Here is a 17957-nt window from a genome sequence, read left to right on the forward strand (position 1 = left end):
TAAGACTTACGAATTTACCTGGGCGTCATACCGGTTAAATTCGTCAGTCACTTTTCTGGTATGCGAAGACGAAATCGAATTTCTAAACACCCAGGTGATTTCGCAAGTCGGAAAGTTAAGACTTACGAATTTACCTAGGCATCATGCAAGATAAATTCGTCAGTCGCTTTATTTGGGCGAATTTACCTAGGCGTCATGCTTTTAAAATTCGTCAGTCGCCTTTGTTATTAACTTATGTGCCTCAATAAAGCAATTAATTCCCCCAAACCATTCTAAAACTTCCTTTCTTTTTAAAATGGTTCTTTTATTGGAAAGATATGCTTTGTAGGAGGAGAAACGATAATCCTCTAATGATTTTGACAATCCTGCTGCCATAGGGTTTTGGTGGATATAGGTTACAATTCGTGTAAAATGAGCATTCGTTTTTACTTCTGATAGCTTATATCTTCCTTGGAACAATGAACCAACTCTTCCATATTTTTTATTGATGGTTTTTGAATATGAGATAAGAAAGTTCTTAATCCCTTTTTCAAACCCGGGACCATTATTTATCCTAATAAAAAAGTGGAAATGATTTGGCATTAAGCAATATGCAAAAACGTCAATATGAGGACCTAAATAATTGTTGAATTGAATCAGGAAATAGAAATAGTCATTTATATCAAAGAATATCTTTCCTTTATTGTTACCACGATTGAACAAGTGGTAATAACTCCCTTCCTGATTAATAGGCATGATTATAATATTTGAATACTCAAACATTATAAATATTATGAAAATCAGGGTGAAAATATTAGTTAACGGTTCCTGAATTTCGACTTAAGCAGCAAGTTGGTTAATTCGTCAGTCACTTTTCTGGTTGGCGACTGACGAAATCTACTTTCTAAACGCCCAAGTGATTTCGCAAGTCGGAAAGTTAAGACTTACGAATTTACTTAGGCGTCATACCGGTTAAATTCGTTAGTCGCCAATCTAAGTTTGCGACTGACGAAATCTACTTTCTAAACGCCCAAGTGATTTCGCAAGTCGGATCGTTAAGACTTACGAATTTACTTAGGCGTCATACCGGTTAAATTCGTTAGTCGCCAATCTAAGTTTGCGACTGACGAAATCTACTTTCTAAACGCCCAAGTGATTTCGCAAGTCGGAAAGTTAAGACTTACGAATTTACCTAAGCATCATGCAAGATAAATTCGTCAGTCGCCATTATAGGATGTGACTGACGAAATCAACTTTCTAAACGCCCAGGTGATTTCGTAAGTCCGGTAGCAGATAAATTACGCACTCCTTCTCTATTCTATCCAAAAAATTTCTAATTTGAATCCGAATTCAATCACTGTTTTAAAAATTTTAAATGACTCCTGATTCTACCTCTCCCGAATTAGCAAATGATGCTAATGTGACCCCTGAAAAAAAGAATAACCTGAAATTGGTTATAGTTGCTTCATCTGTAGGTACGCTGATCGAATGGTATGATCTTTTGCTGGCTGTTATTATGGCTAACATCTTGTCTATGCAACTATTTCCTGCCGGGGGCAATAATTTCATTGAAACACTGGGGATTGTTGCGACCACCTATCTGATCAGGCCATTCGGGTCATTATTGTTTGGAAATTTCGGAGATAAGATCGGACGAAAACACACCTTTTTGGTTTCACTCTTACTGATGGGTGGAGCCACTTTCCTGATCGGCTGTATCCCTACCTACGAGCAGGCAGGATGGGTTTCACCCATTCTGTTCTTAATACTCAGATTAATGCAGGGTTTAGCTATCAGCGGCGAGTATTCGGGGGCGGTAATCTATGTTGCAGAACATTCGCCAGCTCATAAACGCGGGTTTTACACAGGTTTTATACAGACAACTTCTTCCATTGCCCTGATTCTTGGGCTTGTTGTTGTTTTTACGATTAAAAGCATTATGACTGAAGAGAGTTTCAACTCTTTTGGATGGAGAATTCCATTTCTTTTTAGTGCGGTATTGGTAATTGCGAGTTACTTTATTCGTCGTAAGCTGCATGAAAGTCCGGTTTTTGCCCAATTGAAAAGTGAAGGTAAGACGAGCAAATCTCCGGTTAAAGAAACCTTCAAAACCAAAAAGAACATTGGTCTTATTCTAGCTGCTGTGTTCGGGGGGAATGCTGCTCAGAGTGCGATCATGCAGGTAAATCAGATCATTACTTTGTTCTTCCTGCAACGTACGGTTAAACTGGAAGATACTACCGCGCTGTTGATCATGGCTACCGGAATTCTTCTTGCCGGACCATTCTTTCAGATTTTTGGAGCAATCAGCGATCGCGTTGGCCGTAAAAAGATAATGCTCCCGGGAATGATTTTGGGTTTGCTGGTAATACCGCTTATGTTTTACTTATTCCTTGAGCTTGGAAACCCACAGCGTTTGGATACTATCCAGTATATAGATACCCAAACCAAGATCATATTCATTGGGCTGGTATTTATGCTGACCATTTCTGGTACAATGGTCTATGGTCCGATGGGTGCTTTCCTAATGGAAATGTTCCCTACTAAAATCCGATATACCAGTATGGGATTTGTATATAACGTTGGAAATGGCGCAATCGGAGGATCAACCCCTGTAATCACCGAACTGATCAAATCATCTGTTGTTATTGGATTTGCACTTTCACCTTTTGTCGGACTGGTTTATCCGCTTTCGCTGATTTTGATTGGAATTATTGTCAATATTTTTTGGGTTCCTGAAACCTATAAGAACAACTTGACTGATTAACTGAACCTATATTATTCTTATGGCAGATAAATTAAGCAGGCGAAAAGTTATAAGCAGTTTTGGCCTGACTGGTCTTGGGTTGCTGGCATCTAACGTTCAGGCTGGTACAAGTAATTCTATATCCCTGATCAAGGAAGGTGAAAATATTCTGTTTTATTCGAGTTTAACGGAGTTGAAAGAAAGCACTGTTCTAAGGGTTGGAAATGTTGTCCAAACCGGAGGATATTATCAGATTGGTGATGGTGGTCAGGGAACCTATATCATCAGGACATCAGCTTCTGAATTTACTGCTGATGGCGGTGGAATCATCAGTTTAAAAAATAACCTGATTGCTGTCTTAATCAATGTCAGAGAAGTAAATTATAAATTATTCGGGGCTGTTGGTGACAAGAAAAATGATGATGGGTTGCAGATTAAGGCGGCACATGAGTATGCAAATAGACATCGTATTCCAGTTGTTAACCTGAGTGGAGAGTACTGGTTCAGAGAGACAACCGCAATTGTAATTAAAACAAACGTGGATTGGGGACAAAGTATTTTTCATTTCGATGAAAAATACAACGGTAAAGAGCCCCGTTTTAAGGTGTTGAGCGATGTCGCACCTTATCCAATCGAACTCTCTGAGAACGCTAAGAATTCATTAATCAGCCAGTTAAAGCCAGGGGCTCAGGTTATCCCCGAATTGGCTCCCTATAAAAATTGTCTGGTAATTGTAGCCGATTCAACTGATATGATCGGACTGAGGAATCAGAGTACCGGTATCAGCAGAGGATGGGCCAGAGAAGAACTTTTTTATGTAGAGGAGCATGGGCGCATCGTAGGGGAAATGGCATGGACTTTTAAGGATTATACCAGTTTAATGGCTTATCCGGCTAGTGACAGTTACTTAACTATTAGCGGTGGCACATTTTATCTTTCGGGAGATAATGAAGGAAATTATGTCGAAAATGGCATCTGCATTGAACGGAGCAGAACTCTTGTGTCAAATCAATGGGTTGGTCTGGAGCCGGGTAAACAGGATGTGGCTAAAATTCAGCGGAGTGGTTTCTATTCGCTGAGAATGGTTTATGATGTAGTGGTTGAAAATATCAGGCTCATCCCATGGGAAAAAGACAGGCCTGGTGTGCCGATGGTACCACAGGGTACTTACGGAATCTCAGGCAACCGATGGATGAATGTTACATTTCGGAATATTACCGCTGAAGGAAGTCCGGTGCACTGGGGTGTTTTTGGTACCAACTTAACCAAGAATTTCAGAATAGAAAACTGTATGCTTAACCGTGTAGATGTGCATTTCCATTGCTGGAATCTCTATATCAAAGACAGTAAGGTAGGGCAGAGGGGTTTGACTTTAACAGGTGGAGGGGATCTCTTCGTTGAAAACACATTGGTGAATGCCAATGCATTCATCTCATTTAGAGCCGATTATGGGGCTAAATGGGATGGGGATATTCGTATAAAAAATTGCAGACTGGTACCACGAACCGGTGCAAGCCAGGTTTCGGTTTTGCAGTTTGTTACTGCTGATTTTGATTTTAAATATCCAATAGGATATGGCCGTACACTCAGCTTGCAGGATATGGTTGTTGATTTTACCGGGCAGGAACAAAGTAAGGCTGTTTGCTGGCTGATGAAAACTTCGGAGTGGGTAAATAATGCCGATAAGATAAAACTGTTTTTTCCGGAGCAAATGGACATTAATAATGTGAGTATTCGTGGCCGTAAACAGGGTCTTCGCTTATTCCAGTTATATGATTGCTCAAAATATTATATGAATAAGCAGGGCTCTTATGACGGTGTCAGGATGGAAAGTAATTGCCGGATCCTTGTCCGGAATGTTGATCTCGAAAAGTTAAATCCTGCTCCAATGAGTGTCATAAAGGATAATGTTCATTTCTATCTGAACGATTCTTCAACTGATAAAGGCCCGGATGCTTTATATCCAGACATCAGGTTTGAAGGCTGCCGGAATATGGATATTTATGCCGGAAAGGGAACTGCAAATCTGAGATTCGAAAATTGCTCTATCAGCCGGATCACAAAAGACGTCTCTCCTTTCAAAGGGCGTCTGTCATTTACGAATTCTGAGTTCGTCCCTGAAGTAGAAGCGGGTGCTGAACGAATTTATGATCTGGATTCAGAGTTGGGTGTGAGTTTTAGCGACTGTGCCCTTCATATGCCTGAAAAAGCCGGACAAAAAATGTCTGAATGGCTGTCTAAAATTGGCTTTCTGCAAATCAATAAGCAGGTTCGTTTTAATCATTCAAATACCCGTTTAGGAAATGATATTATTCAGTATTGTAAATCGAATTCAATTAAACTTAATCCAAATTTCATTGGGATGCTGAAAAGTCATCATGAATTGGAATCAGATAATATCAAAGCTTAGGATGTCAGGGAAGAGCTTTTCCAGAAGGAATTTTATCAGGAGTAATGCAATTGCGGGAATTGGACTCAGTGGATTAGCTGGTTTATCCGGGTTCGCAGTAGATAGTTCTGAATCGGAAAATTCTGTGCAGGGTAAATCACCCATTAAAACCCTTGCAGGATTAAATCTGCAGCAACTCCATGACCGTTATCATGATGAACTTTTCAAGCGCTTTTTACCGGCAATGGAAAGTTTATGCATTGACCCTGTATACGGTGGGTTTATGTGTGATGTGGACATTTCCGAGAGGAAGTTGGTTAACACCATAAAAAGGGTATGGAATCAGGGTCGTGGTATTTGGGTCTATTCATTTCTTTACAATAATTTTGAAAAGAATCCCCGATATCTCGAGGTCGCAAAGAAGGCTATTGATTTTATACTGAAGCTTAAGCCGAAGGATGATAATTTCTTCGATGGCAGCTATAGCAGGGAAGGGAATAGAATTTCAGGCCCCGGTGATATCTATGGAAATCTTTTCGTAGCCGAGGGACTGGCAGAGTATGCGAAAGCCAGTGGCGACAAATCCTACCTGAAGATTGCCAAAGAGATGATCTTAACTTGTCTTGAGCAATACGATCGCCCGGATTATGTTTATGACATTAGTTATGTGCCGGGTAAGCCAAAAATGCAGGGTCCGCGTAATCTGGGTCACTGGATGATCTTCCTCAGTCTTTCTTCCCAGATACTTACGCAAGGACCAGATCCTGAATTGGAGAAGCTGGCGGACCGTTGTATTGATGCAATCATGAAACAGCATGTGAATGAAGAATTTAATATTCTGAATGAGGTGCGAAATCATGATTTTACTCTTCCAAAAAACGAATATGCCGATTTCGCGGTTATTGGACATGGTATTGAGACGCTTGCTTTTGTAATGGCTGAGGCAGTCAGGCGTAAGGACCCAGCTCTATTTATTGCTTCGGAAGCTGCTTTTAAAAGACATGTGGATGTAGCAGCCGACAAGCTTTATGGTGGGCATTTTGAAGTGCTATACAATGCAAATACTTATTCCTGGTCGCCGAGTAAGTCGGCATGGTGCCAGCAGGAAGTTTCGATTGGAGCCTTGCTTAGCATAGAGCATACCGGAAATACCTGGGCTCATGAATGTTTCTCAGAAGGGGATGCCTATATGCTGGAGAAAATGAGTTGCCCGGATTATGCTTTCTGGACTTTTGGAGGAAACAGGAAAGTTGTAAATCCAAGTACTAAAACCATTGAGCATTATCATATGCCGCGTTATCTGATGCGGAATATGCTTGCCCTGCAGCGTATCATGAAACGCAAGGGGAAATTATCAGACCTTATATCCTGAAGTATTGTGCATAAAACCTGAACTTCCAAAACGGCAAGCTGTTTTAATAGTACTTTTTGTACTATCCTAAATTTACCTGGATATTAATATTTTATGAAAGATTCAGATCCTTTGTACTTAATTCATAAATCTGAGCTCGCTTACCCATCCGGTTCGACGATCTGTTTTATGAATGACTTGTTTTACATAATGGGCGATGATGCTTCAGAGATTCTTGTTTTAAACGATAAGCTGGTAGAAGTGGAGCGTGTTCCGCTTTTTCCGAAAGATGAAAATATCAGGATTCCCAAATCACTTAAAGCTGATATTGAGGCATCTGTTGTCATCAGTCAGAATGGCATTGACTGTATTCTGTTTCTTGGGTCAGGTTCAGTCAGTCCCCATCGTGACTATGCTTATCTTTTTGAACCTGAAAGTAAAAATTTCAGAAGGATTGATTTCAGTAGTTTTTATGATCAGCTTAGAAATCAGTTTGCCCAGCTGAATATCGAAGCGGCCACCTTGCTTGGTGATAGCTTAGCTCTGGGTATCCGGGGTAACAGATCTAACCCGGATAATTATATTGCATTAGCAATCCCCGGCAAACTCTCTCCTGAATTTCAAAGGAAAGTACTTTTAAAGCTTCCTGTTGAACATACAGGTATATCAGGGATGGATTATGATGGTGTGCGGGATATTTTATTTATCACATTTTCTTCTGAAAATACCAGCAATTCATACGATGATGGGGAAATTGGAGAAAGTTATCTCGCTATCATTCAGGAAGCCGCTGATCAAATTCAAAAAAATGAACTGTACATTTCTTCTTTAACTAAACTAAGTGATTTAGGTCCTGAACTCAACTTTCAAAAGGTCGAATCTGTGGCTCTGACAACAGATAATCGTCAGCTTCTGGTCGTTGCCGACAATGATCAGGGCAATACCAATTTGTTCGTTATCGGTTTTTGAATTTCAGCCATTCCGCAGATTATTACCTGGGAAATTGTGAACTATCAATTCCGGGTATCAGCCTGATCGCATTCTTATAATACACTTTCTTTAATACCTCATCACTCAGCCCGAGGCCATACATTTTCCAGTAAGCATGGTATTTTTTATGATAAGGAAAATATTCATCTTCAGTTTCAAGGACTCTGAAATAGGTAGTATATTCAGAAGGAACCCAGCTGTCCTTTCCGAACAGAATCCGGTCCTGGTATTTTTCAAAGAACTGCTTTGCCCGGCGTGGTTGACGGCCCAGTTCGGCAATGATGGCTCCAAATTCAACGTTCATGTTCTGATATTTATCGAGTAGCGTACCTAAGAAATCTAAATTGTTTGCATACCATCCAAAATGAGCAATAATGAAATTGGTTTTAGGATTATTTTTAATCAGGTTGTGTTGTTGTTTAATTAATTCTTCCCATGAAAAGCCATCCGACGCACTTCTGTTCCGTCCGGGTTGGGTTAGTAGTTCAAGCCATCGCTCATTTTGTTCATTAGGCTCATCCCAGAATTGTTTGGGATCTGCCGTATGAATCAAAACAGGTATTCTGAGCTGAGCACATTTTTCCCAGATTGGTTTCAGCCTTTGATCATCAACTGCAACCAAGGCTCCCTTATTATCTTTGACAGAAAATCCAAGGCTTTTGAATATTTTCAGGCCCTGTGCACCTGCTTTTACATCGTCTTCAATCTGTTTTGCAGCTTTATTCCCATAGTCACTTTCACCAATTCCTGAAAAATTGGGATTCGCAAAAACGATTAAACGACCCGGTTCTGCAGCTTTGGCATTTTTTACTGCAAGTGCAAGGAAATCGCCGCTGCGACCACTTAAATTCACCATGGTCTTCATGTTAAGCTTATCCATTTCTGAAAGGAGAACTTTGAGATTTTGAGTGGGCATATTCCCCTGATGATTATGTACATCAATGAATGGAAATTTAGCTCTTGTAAGAACATGCTCAGGGACGACCAGTGAGGATGGGGGATTATAGGTTTCGAAATCAATTCTGCCCTTGTTGTTTTGTGCGAGGCTGCACTGACTAAACAATAAAAAAGCGGTAAGATAAGTGGATCTCAATCTGAGTATTTGCGTCATATTCATTTCTTTAATCCATGAAAATACTATAAAGTGGCTAAATTTCGAAAAATCCTTTTAACTGTTTAGACAAAGCTCTCATCTTTTGTCTACAACTGTTGTAAATATCTTGTTCTGGAATGGAGGAGTCTGAAGACTCCTCATCATTTGAGAATCCGGAGAGACGCTCCGCTAAAACTGTACAACAGCTATTAAACTCATCGGATGACTCCAAGTCATCCGATGAGTTTAATAATTAATGTTGTGCTAAAAAATCAATTTTAGTAATCGATGGAAACTCTCCGGACAGTGTGGAAATGACAGGGGAATTGTTAATTACGATCAGCTTAGGGTTGGGATGCAATTCTTGAAATCAGGAGATTGCTTCGTCGTACCTCCTCGCAAAGACAATTTAGCTAATACATTGCTAAATTAAAGTGTTTAAAGCAAATCAGTATCCCTTTGGTCGGTGTTATCACCGTACCGCTGCCCCTCTCATCATTGTTCTCACCGTACCAGTTCCTTCCCACAGTTCGCACAAAATTTTGCTGTTTTTGGATAAATTGGAGCTTTACAATCCGGGCATTTTGCCATGGCCTCATCATTGGCCCTTGCCATTTCTATAGTTACAATCCCTGTTGGGACAGCAATAATTCCATACCCTATGATCATCAGGAAGCTGGCTAAAAATTGCCCTAAGGGACTTTGAGGAGAGATATCGCCATAACCTACGGTTGTGATGGTTACGATTGCCCAGTAAATACTAATAGGTATACTCGTAAATCCGCTTTCATCACCTTCAATGATGTACATCAATGTACCCACTATAGTTACCACGGTTATAACAGTTGCAATAAAAACGATAATTTTATGTACACTCGCTTTTAGTGCATTTTTAAGGATATTACCCTGATCAAGAAAGCGGCTTAGCTTTAAAATTCTGAATATTCTCAATAGGCGCAAGGCCCGGATAACCATCAGATATTGCAAGCCGGCAAAGAAGAAGGTCAGGTAATTTGGTATGAATGAAATAAGATCCACCATTCCGTAAAAACTGAAAATATATTTCAGTGGTTTATGGCTACTATATACTCTCAATATATATTCTATTGTAAACAGGATTGTGAAAATCCATTCAACAATATGAATCTGAACAAGATATTTTTCCCGAAAGCTTGCCACACTTTCCATGAAAACCGAAAGAATACTTATTACAATAAGCCAGAGCAGGATTAGGTCGAAAAGTCTTCCGGCACGGGTATCCGATTCAAATACAATGCTATAAACTTTGCTTCTGAATTCGTGGTTTCTTCTCTGTATCATTAATCCAAGATACTAACAAATTAATAATCATGAGGTTTGAACGGATAGAAACAGATTCCTGAACAAATTGAAAACAAAAACGGCATCTTGTAGGGATGCCGTTTTTGATAACACAATAAATTTAATATTTAGTACCCCGGATTTTGAGGTAGTAATTTGGGATTTCTTGCTAGCTCTACTGATGGAACCGGCCAGATTGATTTATTATTATCTGTGATTCCAAGAACAGCCTGAAGTCTTCCTGTTCTTACAATGTCATGCCACTCATGGCCTTCAAAGCAAAGCTCAAGCCTTCTTTCTTTGTATAACGCAGTTCTGAATGCAGCCAATGTTGCAGGGTTAATTGCTGCAAGACCTGCCCTTCTGCGAACCTCATTTAAAAGCTTTAAAGCATCAGCACTTGGATAGGAAGTTTCTGCCAATGCTTCAGCTTTAGCAAGCATAACTTCGGCAATACGGAAAACAATGATATTATCATCTCTTGTACCACCTCTCGAATACTTTTTCATATAGTTTGCAGCATTCGCAAAACCATAAGTTGCATCCTTTCTAAGATCACCAGTCTCATAAGCATTGAAGATATCATTGTTGACTTCAATTGTTCTTGTACCGCTGAGAGAACCCGGAAGGAAGGTAGTTGCCAGGTTATTTTGCAATTGAGTATCATAATTGATTTCAAAAATTGACTCAGCAGAATTTTTGGTCAGGAATAAGTTAGCATAAGCTACACTTAAAGTTTCTCCCTTTCTTGAAGCAACCTGATTTGCATCAGCAATTGCCAATGCATAGTTCTTTCTGGTCAGATGAATTCTGGCACCCAATGCATAGGCGGCAGCTTTGGTTGCTCTGGCCGTTCTGCCCAAACCTGTATGTGTTTCAGGCAAGTTTAATTTCGCAAAATCAAGGTCTGCAATAATTTGGGTATAAACATCTGCAACAGGCGTTCTTGAAATCTGTAATGCAGCTACATCCGGACTTTCAGTAGGCTCAGTAACCAATGGTACTGCTCCGAAGTATCTGATCAGATTGAAATAGGTAAATGCTCTCAGGAAACGGGCCTCTGCAATCACTGAATTTTTAGCTGCATCAGACATCCCGGGAATTTTCGGAACATTTTTGATTACCACATTCGCAGAATTAATCAATACGAATTGCTGATCCCAGAGTCCGGTGAATTGTGAATTGTCAGCTACAATGATCAGATTGTTTAATTGCTCAAACTGTCTGTTCAATGCATTTCCTTTGCTATTTTTTGTAGGTAATTCTGCAAAGTAGATATAATTGGATCCGAGATTGGCCAGATGACGATAAGTGCCAATGATTGCTGCATTTGCATCAGATTCCCTGGTAAATAAAACCTGGGTACTTACTGAATCTATCGGTTCCTGTTCGATTACATCACAAGATGAAACCGTTAGGTATAAGAAGATTATTAAATATATTCTTTTCATGACTTTTTATATTAAAATGTAGCATTTAAACCTAAAGAGAATGATCTTGCCTGAGGATAAGAACTCATGTCAAAACCAAGCGTTGTATCATTCCCATTAGCGTTAACTTCTGGATCATATCCGCGGTAATCAGTCCAGGTGAAAATGTTCTGACCAGCTGCATAAACCCTTATGTTCTGAATACCGGCTTTCTTAAGTGTAGCATTTTGGATGTTATATCCTAAAGCAACATTTTTAACTCTTAAGAATGAACCATCCTGCAATACACGGTTAGAAACTGATCCATTTCTTGTTGGATCACCCCATGCTGCGCGGTGTAAGCTTGCAACATCACCTGGTTTTCTCCAGCGGTTTCGCGCTAAAGTTGAAGAGTTAAACCAGGTATGAAGTCTTCCGTAAGAATATTCAGCCTGATTGAAAATCTGGTTTCCATAAACAAAGTGCATGAAAACGGAAGCGTCGAAATTTTTATAGGAAACAGAATTGGTAAAGCCACCTGTAAATTTAGGTTGAGCACTGCCTAATACCACATTATCGAGTGTAGTTGAAGCCAAAGGAATATTTCCATCACCATCAACATCCTGTATATCATAATTACCTGTTGCAGGATTAACACGAAGAATATTCCAGCCAAAGAATGTACCTAATGGATAACCTTCTTTAATTACACTGGCGTAACCATTAAATCCAAGTGGAATATCGCCGCCTGGCAGGTTTGTTACTTTGTTCCTGTTAAATGAAATATTGAAATCAGTAGACCATTTGAAATCTTTCTTATCAATATTCACAGTGTTCAGGGCAAACTCTATACCCTTGTTTTCAACATTACCTACGTTTTGTATTGAACTTGTAAATCCTGAAGATCTTGGCAATGAAACTGCAAGCAATAAACCGGATGTATTTTTCTTATAAACATCAGTACTGAAGGTAATTCTTCCTTTGAAGAAGCTAAGGTCTAAACCAATATTGGTTTGCTCTGTGCTCTCCCATGAAAGGTCAGGATTTGATAATTGTGTCTGAGAAAGACCACTTGCTCCGATGTAGTTGAAGCCACCTGAAAATAATCCTCTTGATGTGAAGTTACCAATCTCCTGGTTACCTGTTTGACCCCAGCTTGCCCTGATTTTTACATCTTCAACCCAGTTCAGGTCTTTTAAAAAATCTTCCTGACCAAGGCGATATGCCGCAGAAACAGAAGGAAAACTTCCGTATTTATTGTTTTCTGCAAATCGTGAAGATCCGTCAATACGGTAACTGGCTGCCAAATTGAACTTGTCCTTGAAAGAATAATTTAACCTGCTGAAATAGGAGGTAAGTCCCCAACTGCCACCAGTAGAACTTGAGTTCTTGATGGATGCCGATCCCAGTGTTTGAATAGCTTCAAGCGCGAAATTTGTTGCAGAAGCCACAGTACGGTTAAATTTAGATTCCTGATTAGAGTAACCTAAAAGCATATTGAAACGGTGATTTTCTTTGATAGTTTTGCTGTAGTTCAGGGTGTTTTCATTGATCCATCCCAAATCCTGGGTCATACTGTTTGTACCAGATCCATTGGTTGTTCTACCAAGTACAGTTAATTTATTAGGTGGTACAAAGTAAACTTCATCCAGACTAAGATAATCAAGACCAACGCTGCTTCTGAAATTCAGACCTTCAAGAATCTTGAATTCAACAAATGCATTACCTAAAGCTCTGTTGCTAAATGCATCATTTCTAACCTGATCTGCAATGATTAAGGGGTTATCAATATTGCTGATATACGGATCATTTGGATTTAATGAACCATCGGCATTTCTTGCCGGAACAGCAGGTGATTTTACGATTGCTACCGCTACGATACCATCACGGTCACCAGTACTTACCCGGTCAGTTTTTGAGCGGTTCATACTCATGTTGATACCTGCTTTTAGCCTGTCATTGATTTTCTGATCAAAGTTAAATCTGAAATTTCCTCTGCTGAATCCGCTTCCGATAACAACACCTGTTTGATTCAGGTAACTTCCGGATAAGAAGTATTGCGTTTTTTGAGTTCCTCCGGATAATGAAATTTCATTATTTGAAATTGGGGCTCTTCTGAATATTTCATCCTGCCAGTCTGTTGTTGTTAAAGCACTTGGATTGGCAATTGGTGGTGCATTGCCTACGTTTACGTTAGCTTCATTAATCAGTTCACCCCATTCAGGGCCTCCTAAAAGTGGAATTTTTTTGGCCACTTCCTGGAATCCGAAATAGGAATTATAGCTGATTTTTGTCTGATCTTGTTTACCTCTTTTAGTAGTAATCACGATTACGCCATTTGAAGCTCTTGATCCGTAGATCGCTGCAGCTGACGCATCCTTTAAGATGTCAATTGACTCGATATCATTCGGACTAATATTTGAAAGAGGGTTTTGTGGAACCGCACCTCCAGCCGCACCATTGTAATTTCCTGCATTAATTGGCACACCATCAACAACGTATAAAGGATCGTTTCCACCTGTGATGGAACTAGCTCCCCTGATTCTTACTGTTGAACGGCCACCCGGAGTACCTGTATCCTGTGTGATATTTACACCGCCAACCCTTCCTTGTAATAATTGCTCCGGACTTGTGATTGGCAGATCTGCAAGTTTCTTGTTTCCGACTGAAAGAGAACTGATTGCACTGGAAACATCCTTCTTACTTTGGGTTCCGTAACCAATAACAACAACCTCACCCAAAGCCTGCTGATCTTCAAGAAGTACTACATTGATTGTGGTTCTGCCTGAGGTAGAAATTTCCTGAGTTACAAAACCAATATAGGTGAATTCCAATATACCTGCATCAGGGATATTTAGTGTGAAATTACCGTTGATATCTGTGCTTGCACCAATCGTAGTGCTTTTCAATTTTACACTTACTCCCGGAAGTGGCACCCCTTTAGAGTCTGTTACCTTTCCTCTTATTTCCTGTGGTGGGGCAACTTCTTCGACCTCAATAACATTTGCCTCAAGCTTGATTTGCTTTTTTGAAACAATGATTGTTTCATCAACAATTGAATAGGTGAGAGGCTGATCAGCGAAGCATTGCTTTAATACTTCTTCCAAAGAGGAATTGTTCGCACTGATAGTTACGGGTTTAGCTGAGCGTAACATCTGTGTATTATAAAGGAAGCTATATTTAACCTGCTTCTGAATCTCTTTCAAAGCCTTCTCCATTGGAGCGTTTTTGACAGTAAGACTTATCTTCTGTGCATAGCTGGTAGCATTAACCTGCAACAGTGAGGTAAGACATAAAATAATTACGAGTTTCATAACCCTGATAAATTTTAATGACATGCAAGGTTCCTTGCACTTAAACAACATGTAAAGTTTCATACATTTGTGAGTTTGGTTTGATTTAAATTATTGGTTTTACGATCGGTTATTTTTAGCGCCAAATTTTGCCGGAGGCGTTCGCGGCGCTTCCGGTTTTTTTGCCGCCAATTAAAGGCATTGGTCAAGGCATAACAGTTATCCTCCTTCCTTCAATTCTAAAGTGGACTGCACCTGTTAATTCCAGCATTTTTAATATTTCAGAGATGTTTTTATCACGTGAGATTGTTCCCACGAAATCTTTATTGCTCAAATTACCCTGATAATCTACCTCTACATTATACCATCGTGAGACTTTGCGCATAATACTTTCTATGTTTTCATTTGAGAAAATGAAGAATCCGTTTTTCCATGCTACGGCCTCCTCAATATCTGCTGCCGCTACTTTGATTTTTCCGGTACCTTTATTTAGTATTGCTGCCTGACCAGGCTCCAGAAATGCAGTTCCTGATTCTTTCAATATTTGTACAGAACCTTCAAGCAGCGTGGTATTGATATTTTTTTCATCATCATAGGCCATTACATTGAACTGGGTACCCAGAACCCTGATATCCATGGAGTTGTTTGTACGAACAATGAAAGGCATTTTCTTGTTCTCTCTGATGTCAAAAAAGGCTTCCCCTTTTAGTTCAATAATTCTTTCCTTTCCGATAAAAGCGGTCGGGAAACGAATACTTGAGCCAGAGTTAAGCCATACCCTGCTTCCATCTGGTAATGAAAGCTGATACTGTCCGCCCATTGGGGTACTCAAGGTGTTATATTTTACAGTTTCGATGAGTTTAACGCTTGCTGAATACTCTAACTGTCCTGATCCGATTTTCCGGATGTCGGTATTGTCTTCACTCGCGAGAACGCCGTTTTGGGCATCATCAAGATTGATCTGAGAGCCATCATCCAGAGTAAGTATCGCCCGGTTATCGCCCGGTAATACATCATTCTTAAAACGTGGTGATTCTGTTTTTGCAATTACAGTGGTCTTTTTTTTCAGGTTGTTGAAATACAGTCCTGATGACAGAATTAAAAGTATTACCGCGGCTGCAGCATACCAGGTTCTGATCCTATGTATTTGCCTGCGTTTCTGTCTTGCAATACTGTTTAAAAGTTCAGAATGGATAGTTTCTTTAACAAGTTCCTGTTCACCCATTTGATCTTTAATCCAATGATGACTATCCAGATCAATACTGTCCTGATAGTTTTCAATTGCTTCCCTTTCCTCGCTGGTACAATTCCCGGAGAGGTATTTCTCGTAAAGCGCATTATATTCTTCTCTGGTCATTCTGAGGCTTTAATTTATAGAGTCAATTTTGGGGTTCAACACACATAGAAAAATGCTTTTTTTTGATTTTGCATCCGGGATATCCCAAAAACAGCTATCCGGATAGTTTCTGAGCTTGAGAATCTAATAGACTTGGTAACCATTTAGAATGTTTCCGGAAGTGTAACGAATTTGAATCAGGGCTTAATTATCCCTGATATTTTTCTTTATGTTATTAGATTTAGTAAATTTAAATTTCAAAACCAGCGAAAAGCAAAACCTACATGTCTGAAAAAGCACCTTCTGATGAGATTCTGCTCAATTTGATGAAGGCGGGAGACCTTGACTCTTTTAATATTTTGTTTGAAAGGTACTGGGAGAAGCTATTCACCACTGTTTTTTCAATCTGTCCGGATACGGAGGTCTGTTCTGAAATTGTTCATGATATTTTCCTAAATCTATGGTTAAAGCGGGAAAAGCTTCAGATTGAATATTTCAAAGGATATATAACTGCTTCTGCCCGGTATCAGGTTTACCGATATGTCAAAAGCATCAAAAAGAAAACGATTGAATACAGGGAAGAACTTGACTATGGCAATCTTGTAGCTGTAAACGATGGTGAAAGCAGTATTCGGTATCGAGAACTGGAGAAGAAAGTAGAAGAGGAGCTCGAAGAGCTGCCAAGTCGTTGCAGGGAAATTTTCACTCTGAGCCGTATGGAACAGCTAACTAATGACGAAATAGCTGCTAGACTTGATATATCGAAGCGCACTGTGGAGAATCAGTTAACCTATGCTTTGCGACATTTAAGGTTATCCATCAGGCATTTTCTGTTTATACTACATACATTACTGGCGTTTAACTCCATCAGTTAGAAAATCAGATTATTTTTTTAATGAAATGTCTCTGCTTGTTATAAGCATGTTAATCAATCACCTGTTATTGCATTTTGTACAGCAGTTAAGTGCATGAAATCCTTCTTTCTCACTTATCTGTACCCTTATGGATTTGATCCGGTTGGGGACGGGCAGATTTCTCTTAATTTCTGACCAGATCAGGGTCTGCATTAGCAAAGTATTTTATTTCAAAATCTTTCCGACAAATCACTCTTGCTAACTTCAGTTGATTGGATAATTACAGTTTATTTTGAACTAAACATAAAATTTTCAATATACCAATATGTGAGTATTTCATTTTAATAAAGCCCTCAATACTTTTGAGCAAAGAATTACTATGAGAAAGAAATCCATCTTATTTAATGTACTGGCATCCTTTATGCTGGCTATTTTTTTAACGACCAGTTTATCAGGTTGTAAAAAAATTTCTGAAACAATTGAAGAAATATGGGAAGGTTATTGGGCGGGAGTCTTTGATCTGGGTGAGGGATGGCAGGTTGAACTTAACGGAGATCGGGCAATATATGTTACTGCCGGAACTACCAAAGTTGGTACAAATGTAGGGGATTCATTTGCTATTGGAATGGAACTAATTGGTAATAATAAATGGAGGGGATACATTCGTGAGAAAAACGGTTTTGGGTTTTTGGGATTAGGTACTGCAGAAATAATTGACAATAAACTTAAAATAACTCCCGATGGAGCTGCTCCTTACACAATAAACAAGGGTGTTAAAAATACTGGTACAGGTGGTAGCAGTGGAAGTAATGCTCAGATTTTAACAGATCAGAAAGTTGAGGGTGAAAAGGGAGATAGAAAAATATTTAAGGTCACTCTCCCAACAGGTGTTAAACAAATGGAAATAAGGACTACAGAAGTTGCCGGCGTGTATTATTATAACCTCGCTGATTTATTTGTGAGGAGAGGAAGTGATCCAACGGTTTCACTTACGCCCCAGTATTCTTGGACAGCCGATTGGCACAGTGTTAATCCTAACAGAGAAGATGAAGTTATTCTAATTACAAATCCGCCTGCCGGAGTATACCATATTATGTTATATGGATATAATAGTTATTTCACATCTCAGCTAGTTGTTAAGATTGTAAAATAGGATAGCCTCAATACGACTTGTATAAAGGCAAAAAGAGCAGAGTA

The 17957-nt window shown here is 39.4% G+C and carries 12 protein-coding genes; 6 read left to right on the forward strand and 6 right to left on the reverse strand.

Annotation, left to right across the window (positions count from 1 at the left end; all coding sequences use genetic code 11):
* Window positions 1-201 precede the first annotated feature (201 nt).
* Window positions 202-735 (reverse strand): transposase, encoded by a 534-nt coding sequence (locus Q8M41_RS12220; RefSeq protein ID WP_305365560.1) that lies wholly within the window; start codon window positions 733-735, stop codon window positions 202-204.
* 619 nt (window positions 736-1354) lie between these two features.
* Here Q8M41_RS12220 and Q8M41_RS12225 point away from each other — a divergent pair.
* The 4 genes from Q8M41_RS12225 to Q8M41_RS12240 all read left to right on the forward strand — a co-directional run bounded on the left by Q8M41_RS12225 (window position 1355) and on the right by Q8M41_RS12240 (window position 7434).
* Window positions 1355-2746, forward strand: a complete 1392-nt coding sequence (locus Q8M41_RS12225; RefSeq protein ID WP_305365561.1) for an MFS transporter — start codon at window positions 1355-1357, stop codon at window positions 2744-2746.
* A gap of 19 nt (window positions 2747-2765) precedes the next feature.
* A complete protein-coding gene (locus Q8M41_RS12230; RefSeq protein ID WP_305365562.1) occupies window positions 2766-5135 on the forward strand; it encodes a hypothetical protein in 2370 nt (789 codons plus the stop codon).
* Between the two features lies 1 nt (window position 5136).
* Window positions 5137-6486: an AGE family epimerase/isomerase gene (locus tag Q8M41_RS12235; RefSeq protein WP_305365563.1), complete on the forward strand. Its 1350-nt coding sequence runs from the start codon at window positions 5137-5139 to the stop codon at window positions 6484-6486.
* Between the two features lie 93 nt (window positions 6487-6579).
* Window positions 6580-7434: a hypothetical protein gene (locus tag Q8M41_RS12240; protein WP_305365564.1), complete on the forward strand. Its 855-nt coding sequence runs from the start codon at window positions 6580-6582 to the stop codon at window positions 7432-7434.
* Window positions 7435-7456: 22 nt separating this feature from the next.
* On the opposite strand, the gene Q8M41_RS12245 is transcribed toward Q8M41_RS12240, so the two are convergent.
* The 5 genes from Q8M41_RS12245 to Q8M41_RS12265 all read right to left on the reverse strand — a co-directional run bounded on the left by Q8M41_RS12245 (window position 7457) and on the right by Q8M41_RS12265 (window position 15927).
* Window positions 7457-8566: an amidohydrolase family protein gene (locus tag Q8M41_RS12245; RefSeq protein WP_305365565.1), complete on the reverse strand. Its 1110-nt coding sequence runs from the start codon at window positions 8564-8566 to the stop codon at window positions 7457-7459.
* Window positions 8567-9052: 486 nt separating this feature from the next.
* On the reverse strand, window positions 9053-9868 hold the full coding sequence (locus Q8M41_RS12250) for an ion transporter (RefSeq protein ID WP_305365566.1): 816 nt from the start codon (window positions 9866-9868) through the stop codon (window positions 9053-9055).
* A gap of 128 nt (window positions 9869-9996) precedes the next feature.
* The gene (locus Q8M41_RS12255) at window positions 9997-11319 is read right to left on the reverse strand and encodes a RagB/SusD family nutrient uptake outer membrane protein (protein ID WP_305365567.1); all 1323 of its coding nucleotides are present in this window, start codon (window positions 11317-11319) and stop codon (window positions 9997-9999) included.
* An 11-nt stretch (window positions 11320-11330) separates the two neighbouring features.
* The gene (locus Q8M41_RS12260; RefSeq protein ID WP_305365568.1) at window positions 11331-14591 is read right to left on the reverse strand and encodes a TonB-dependent receptor; all 3261 of its coding nucleotides are present in this window, start codon (window positions 14589-14591) and stop codon (window positions 11331-11333) included.
* 184 nt (window positions 14592-14775) lie between these two features.
* Window positions 14776-15927 carry a FecR family protein gene (locus tag Q8M41_RS12265; RefSeq protein ID WP_305365569.1) on the reverse strand — a complete coding sequence of 384 codons (1152 nt, stop codon included), beginning with the start codon at window positions 15925-15927 and terminating at the stop codon, window positions 14776-14778.
* Between the two features lie 263 nt (window positions 15928-16190).
* Here Q8M41_RS12265 and Q8M41_RS12270 point away from each other — a divergent pair, with 263 nt between their 5' ends.
* Together Q8M41_RS12270 and Q8M41_RS12275 are read left to right on the forward strand one after the other, a co-directional pair.
* On the forward strand, window positions 16191-16781 hold the full coding sequence (locus Q8M41_RS12270; protein WP_305365570.1) for an RNA polymerase sigma factor: 591 nt from the start codon (window positions 16191-16193) through the stop codon (window positions 16779-16781).
* 358 nt (window positions 16782-17139) lie between these two features.
* Window positions 17140-17913 (forward strand): hypothetical protein, encoded by a 774-nt coding sequence (locus Q8M41_RS12275; protein WP_305365571.1) that lies wholly within the window; start codon window positions 17140-17142, stop codon window positions 17911-17913.
* Window positions 17914-17957: the final 44 nt, after the last annotated feature.

Origin of the sequence: Daejeonella sp., assembly GCF_030684675.1 — a bacterium.
Classification (GTDB): Bacteria; Bacteroidota; Bacteroidia; order Sphingobacteriales; family Sphingobacteriaceae; genus Daejeonella.

What these genes read in the sequence shown, in the direction of transcription:
- Q8M41_RS12250 (WP_305365566.1), bottom strand. Translation starts at nt 9,868, where the DNA reads ATGATACAGAGAAGAAACCACGAATTCAGAAGCAAAGTTTATAGCATT.
- Q8M41_RS12275 (WP_305365571.1), top strand. Translation starts at nt 17,140, where the DNA reads ATGAGAAAGAAATCCATCTTATTTAATGTACTGGCATCCTTTATGCTG.
- Q8M41_RS12230 (WP_305365562.1), top strand. Translation starts at nt 2,766, where the DNA reads ATGGCAGATAAATTAAGCAGGCGAAAAGTTATAAGCAGTTTTGGCCTG.
- Q8M41_RS12225 (WP_305365561.1), top strand. Translation starts at nt 1,355, where the DNA reads ATGACTCCTGATTCTACCTCTCCCGAATTAGCAAATGATGCTAATGTG.
- Q8M41_RS12255 (WP_305365567.1), bottom strand. Translation starts at nt 11,319, where the DNA reads ATGAAAAGAATATATTTAATAATCTTCTTATACCTAACGGTTTCATCT.
- Q8M41_RS12220 (WP_305365560.1), bottom strand. Translation starts at nt 735, where the DNA reads ATGCCTATTAATCAGGAAGGGAGTTATTACCACTTGTTCAATCGTGGT.
- Q8M41_RS12270 (WP_305365570.1), top strand. Translation starts at nt 16,191, where the DNA reads ATGTCTGAAAAAGCACCTTCTGATGAGATTCTGCTCAATTTGATGAAG.
- Q8M41_RS12240 (WP_305365564.1), top strand. Translation starts at nt 6,580, where the DNA reads ATGAAAGATTCAGATCCTTTGTACTTAATTCATAAATCTGAGCTCGCT.
- Q8M41_RS12265 (WP_305365569.1), bottom strand. Translation starts at nt 15,927, where the DNA reads ATGACCAGAGAAGAATATAATGCGCTTTACGAGAAATACCTCTCCGGG.
- Q8M41_RS12260 (WP_305365568.1), bottom strand. Translation starts at nt 14,591, where the DNA reads ATGAAACTCGTAATTATTTTATGTCTTACCTCACTGTTGCAGGTTAAT.
- Q8M41_RS12245 (WP_305365565.1), bottom strand. Translation starts at nt 8,566, where the DNA reads ATGACGCAAATACTCAGATTGAGATCCACTTATCTTACCGCTTTTTTA.
- Q8M41_RS12235 (WP_305365563.1), top strand. Translation starts at nt 5,137, where the DNA reads ATGTCAGGGAAGAGCTTTTCCAGAAGGAATTTTATCAGGAGTAATGCA.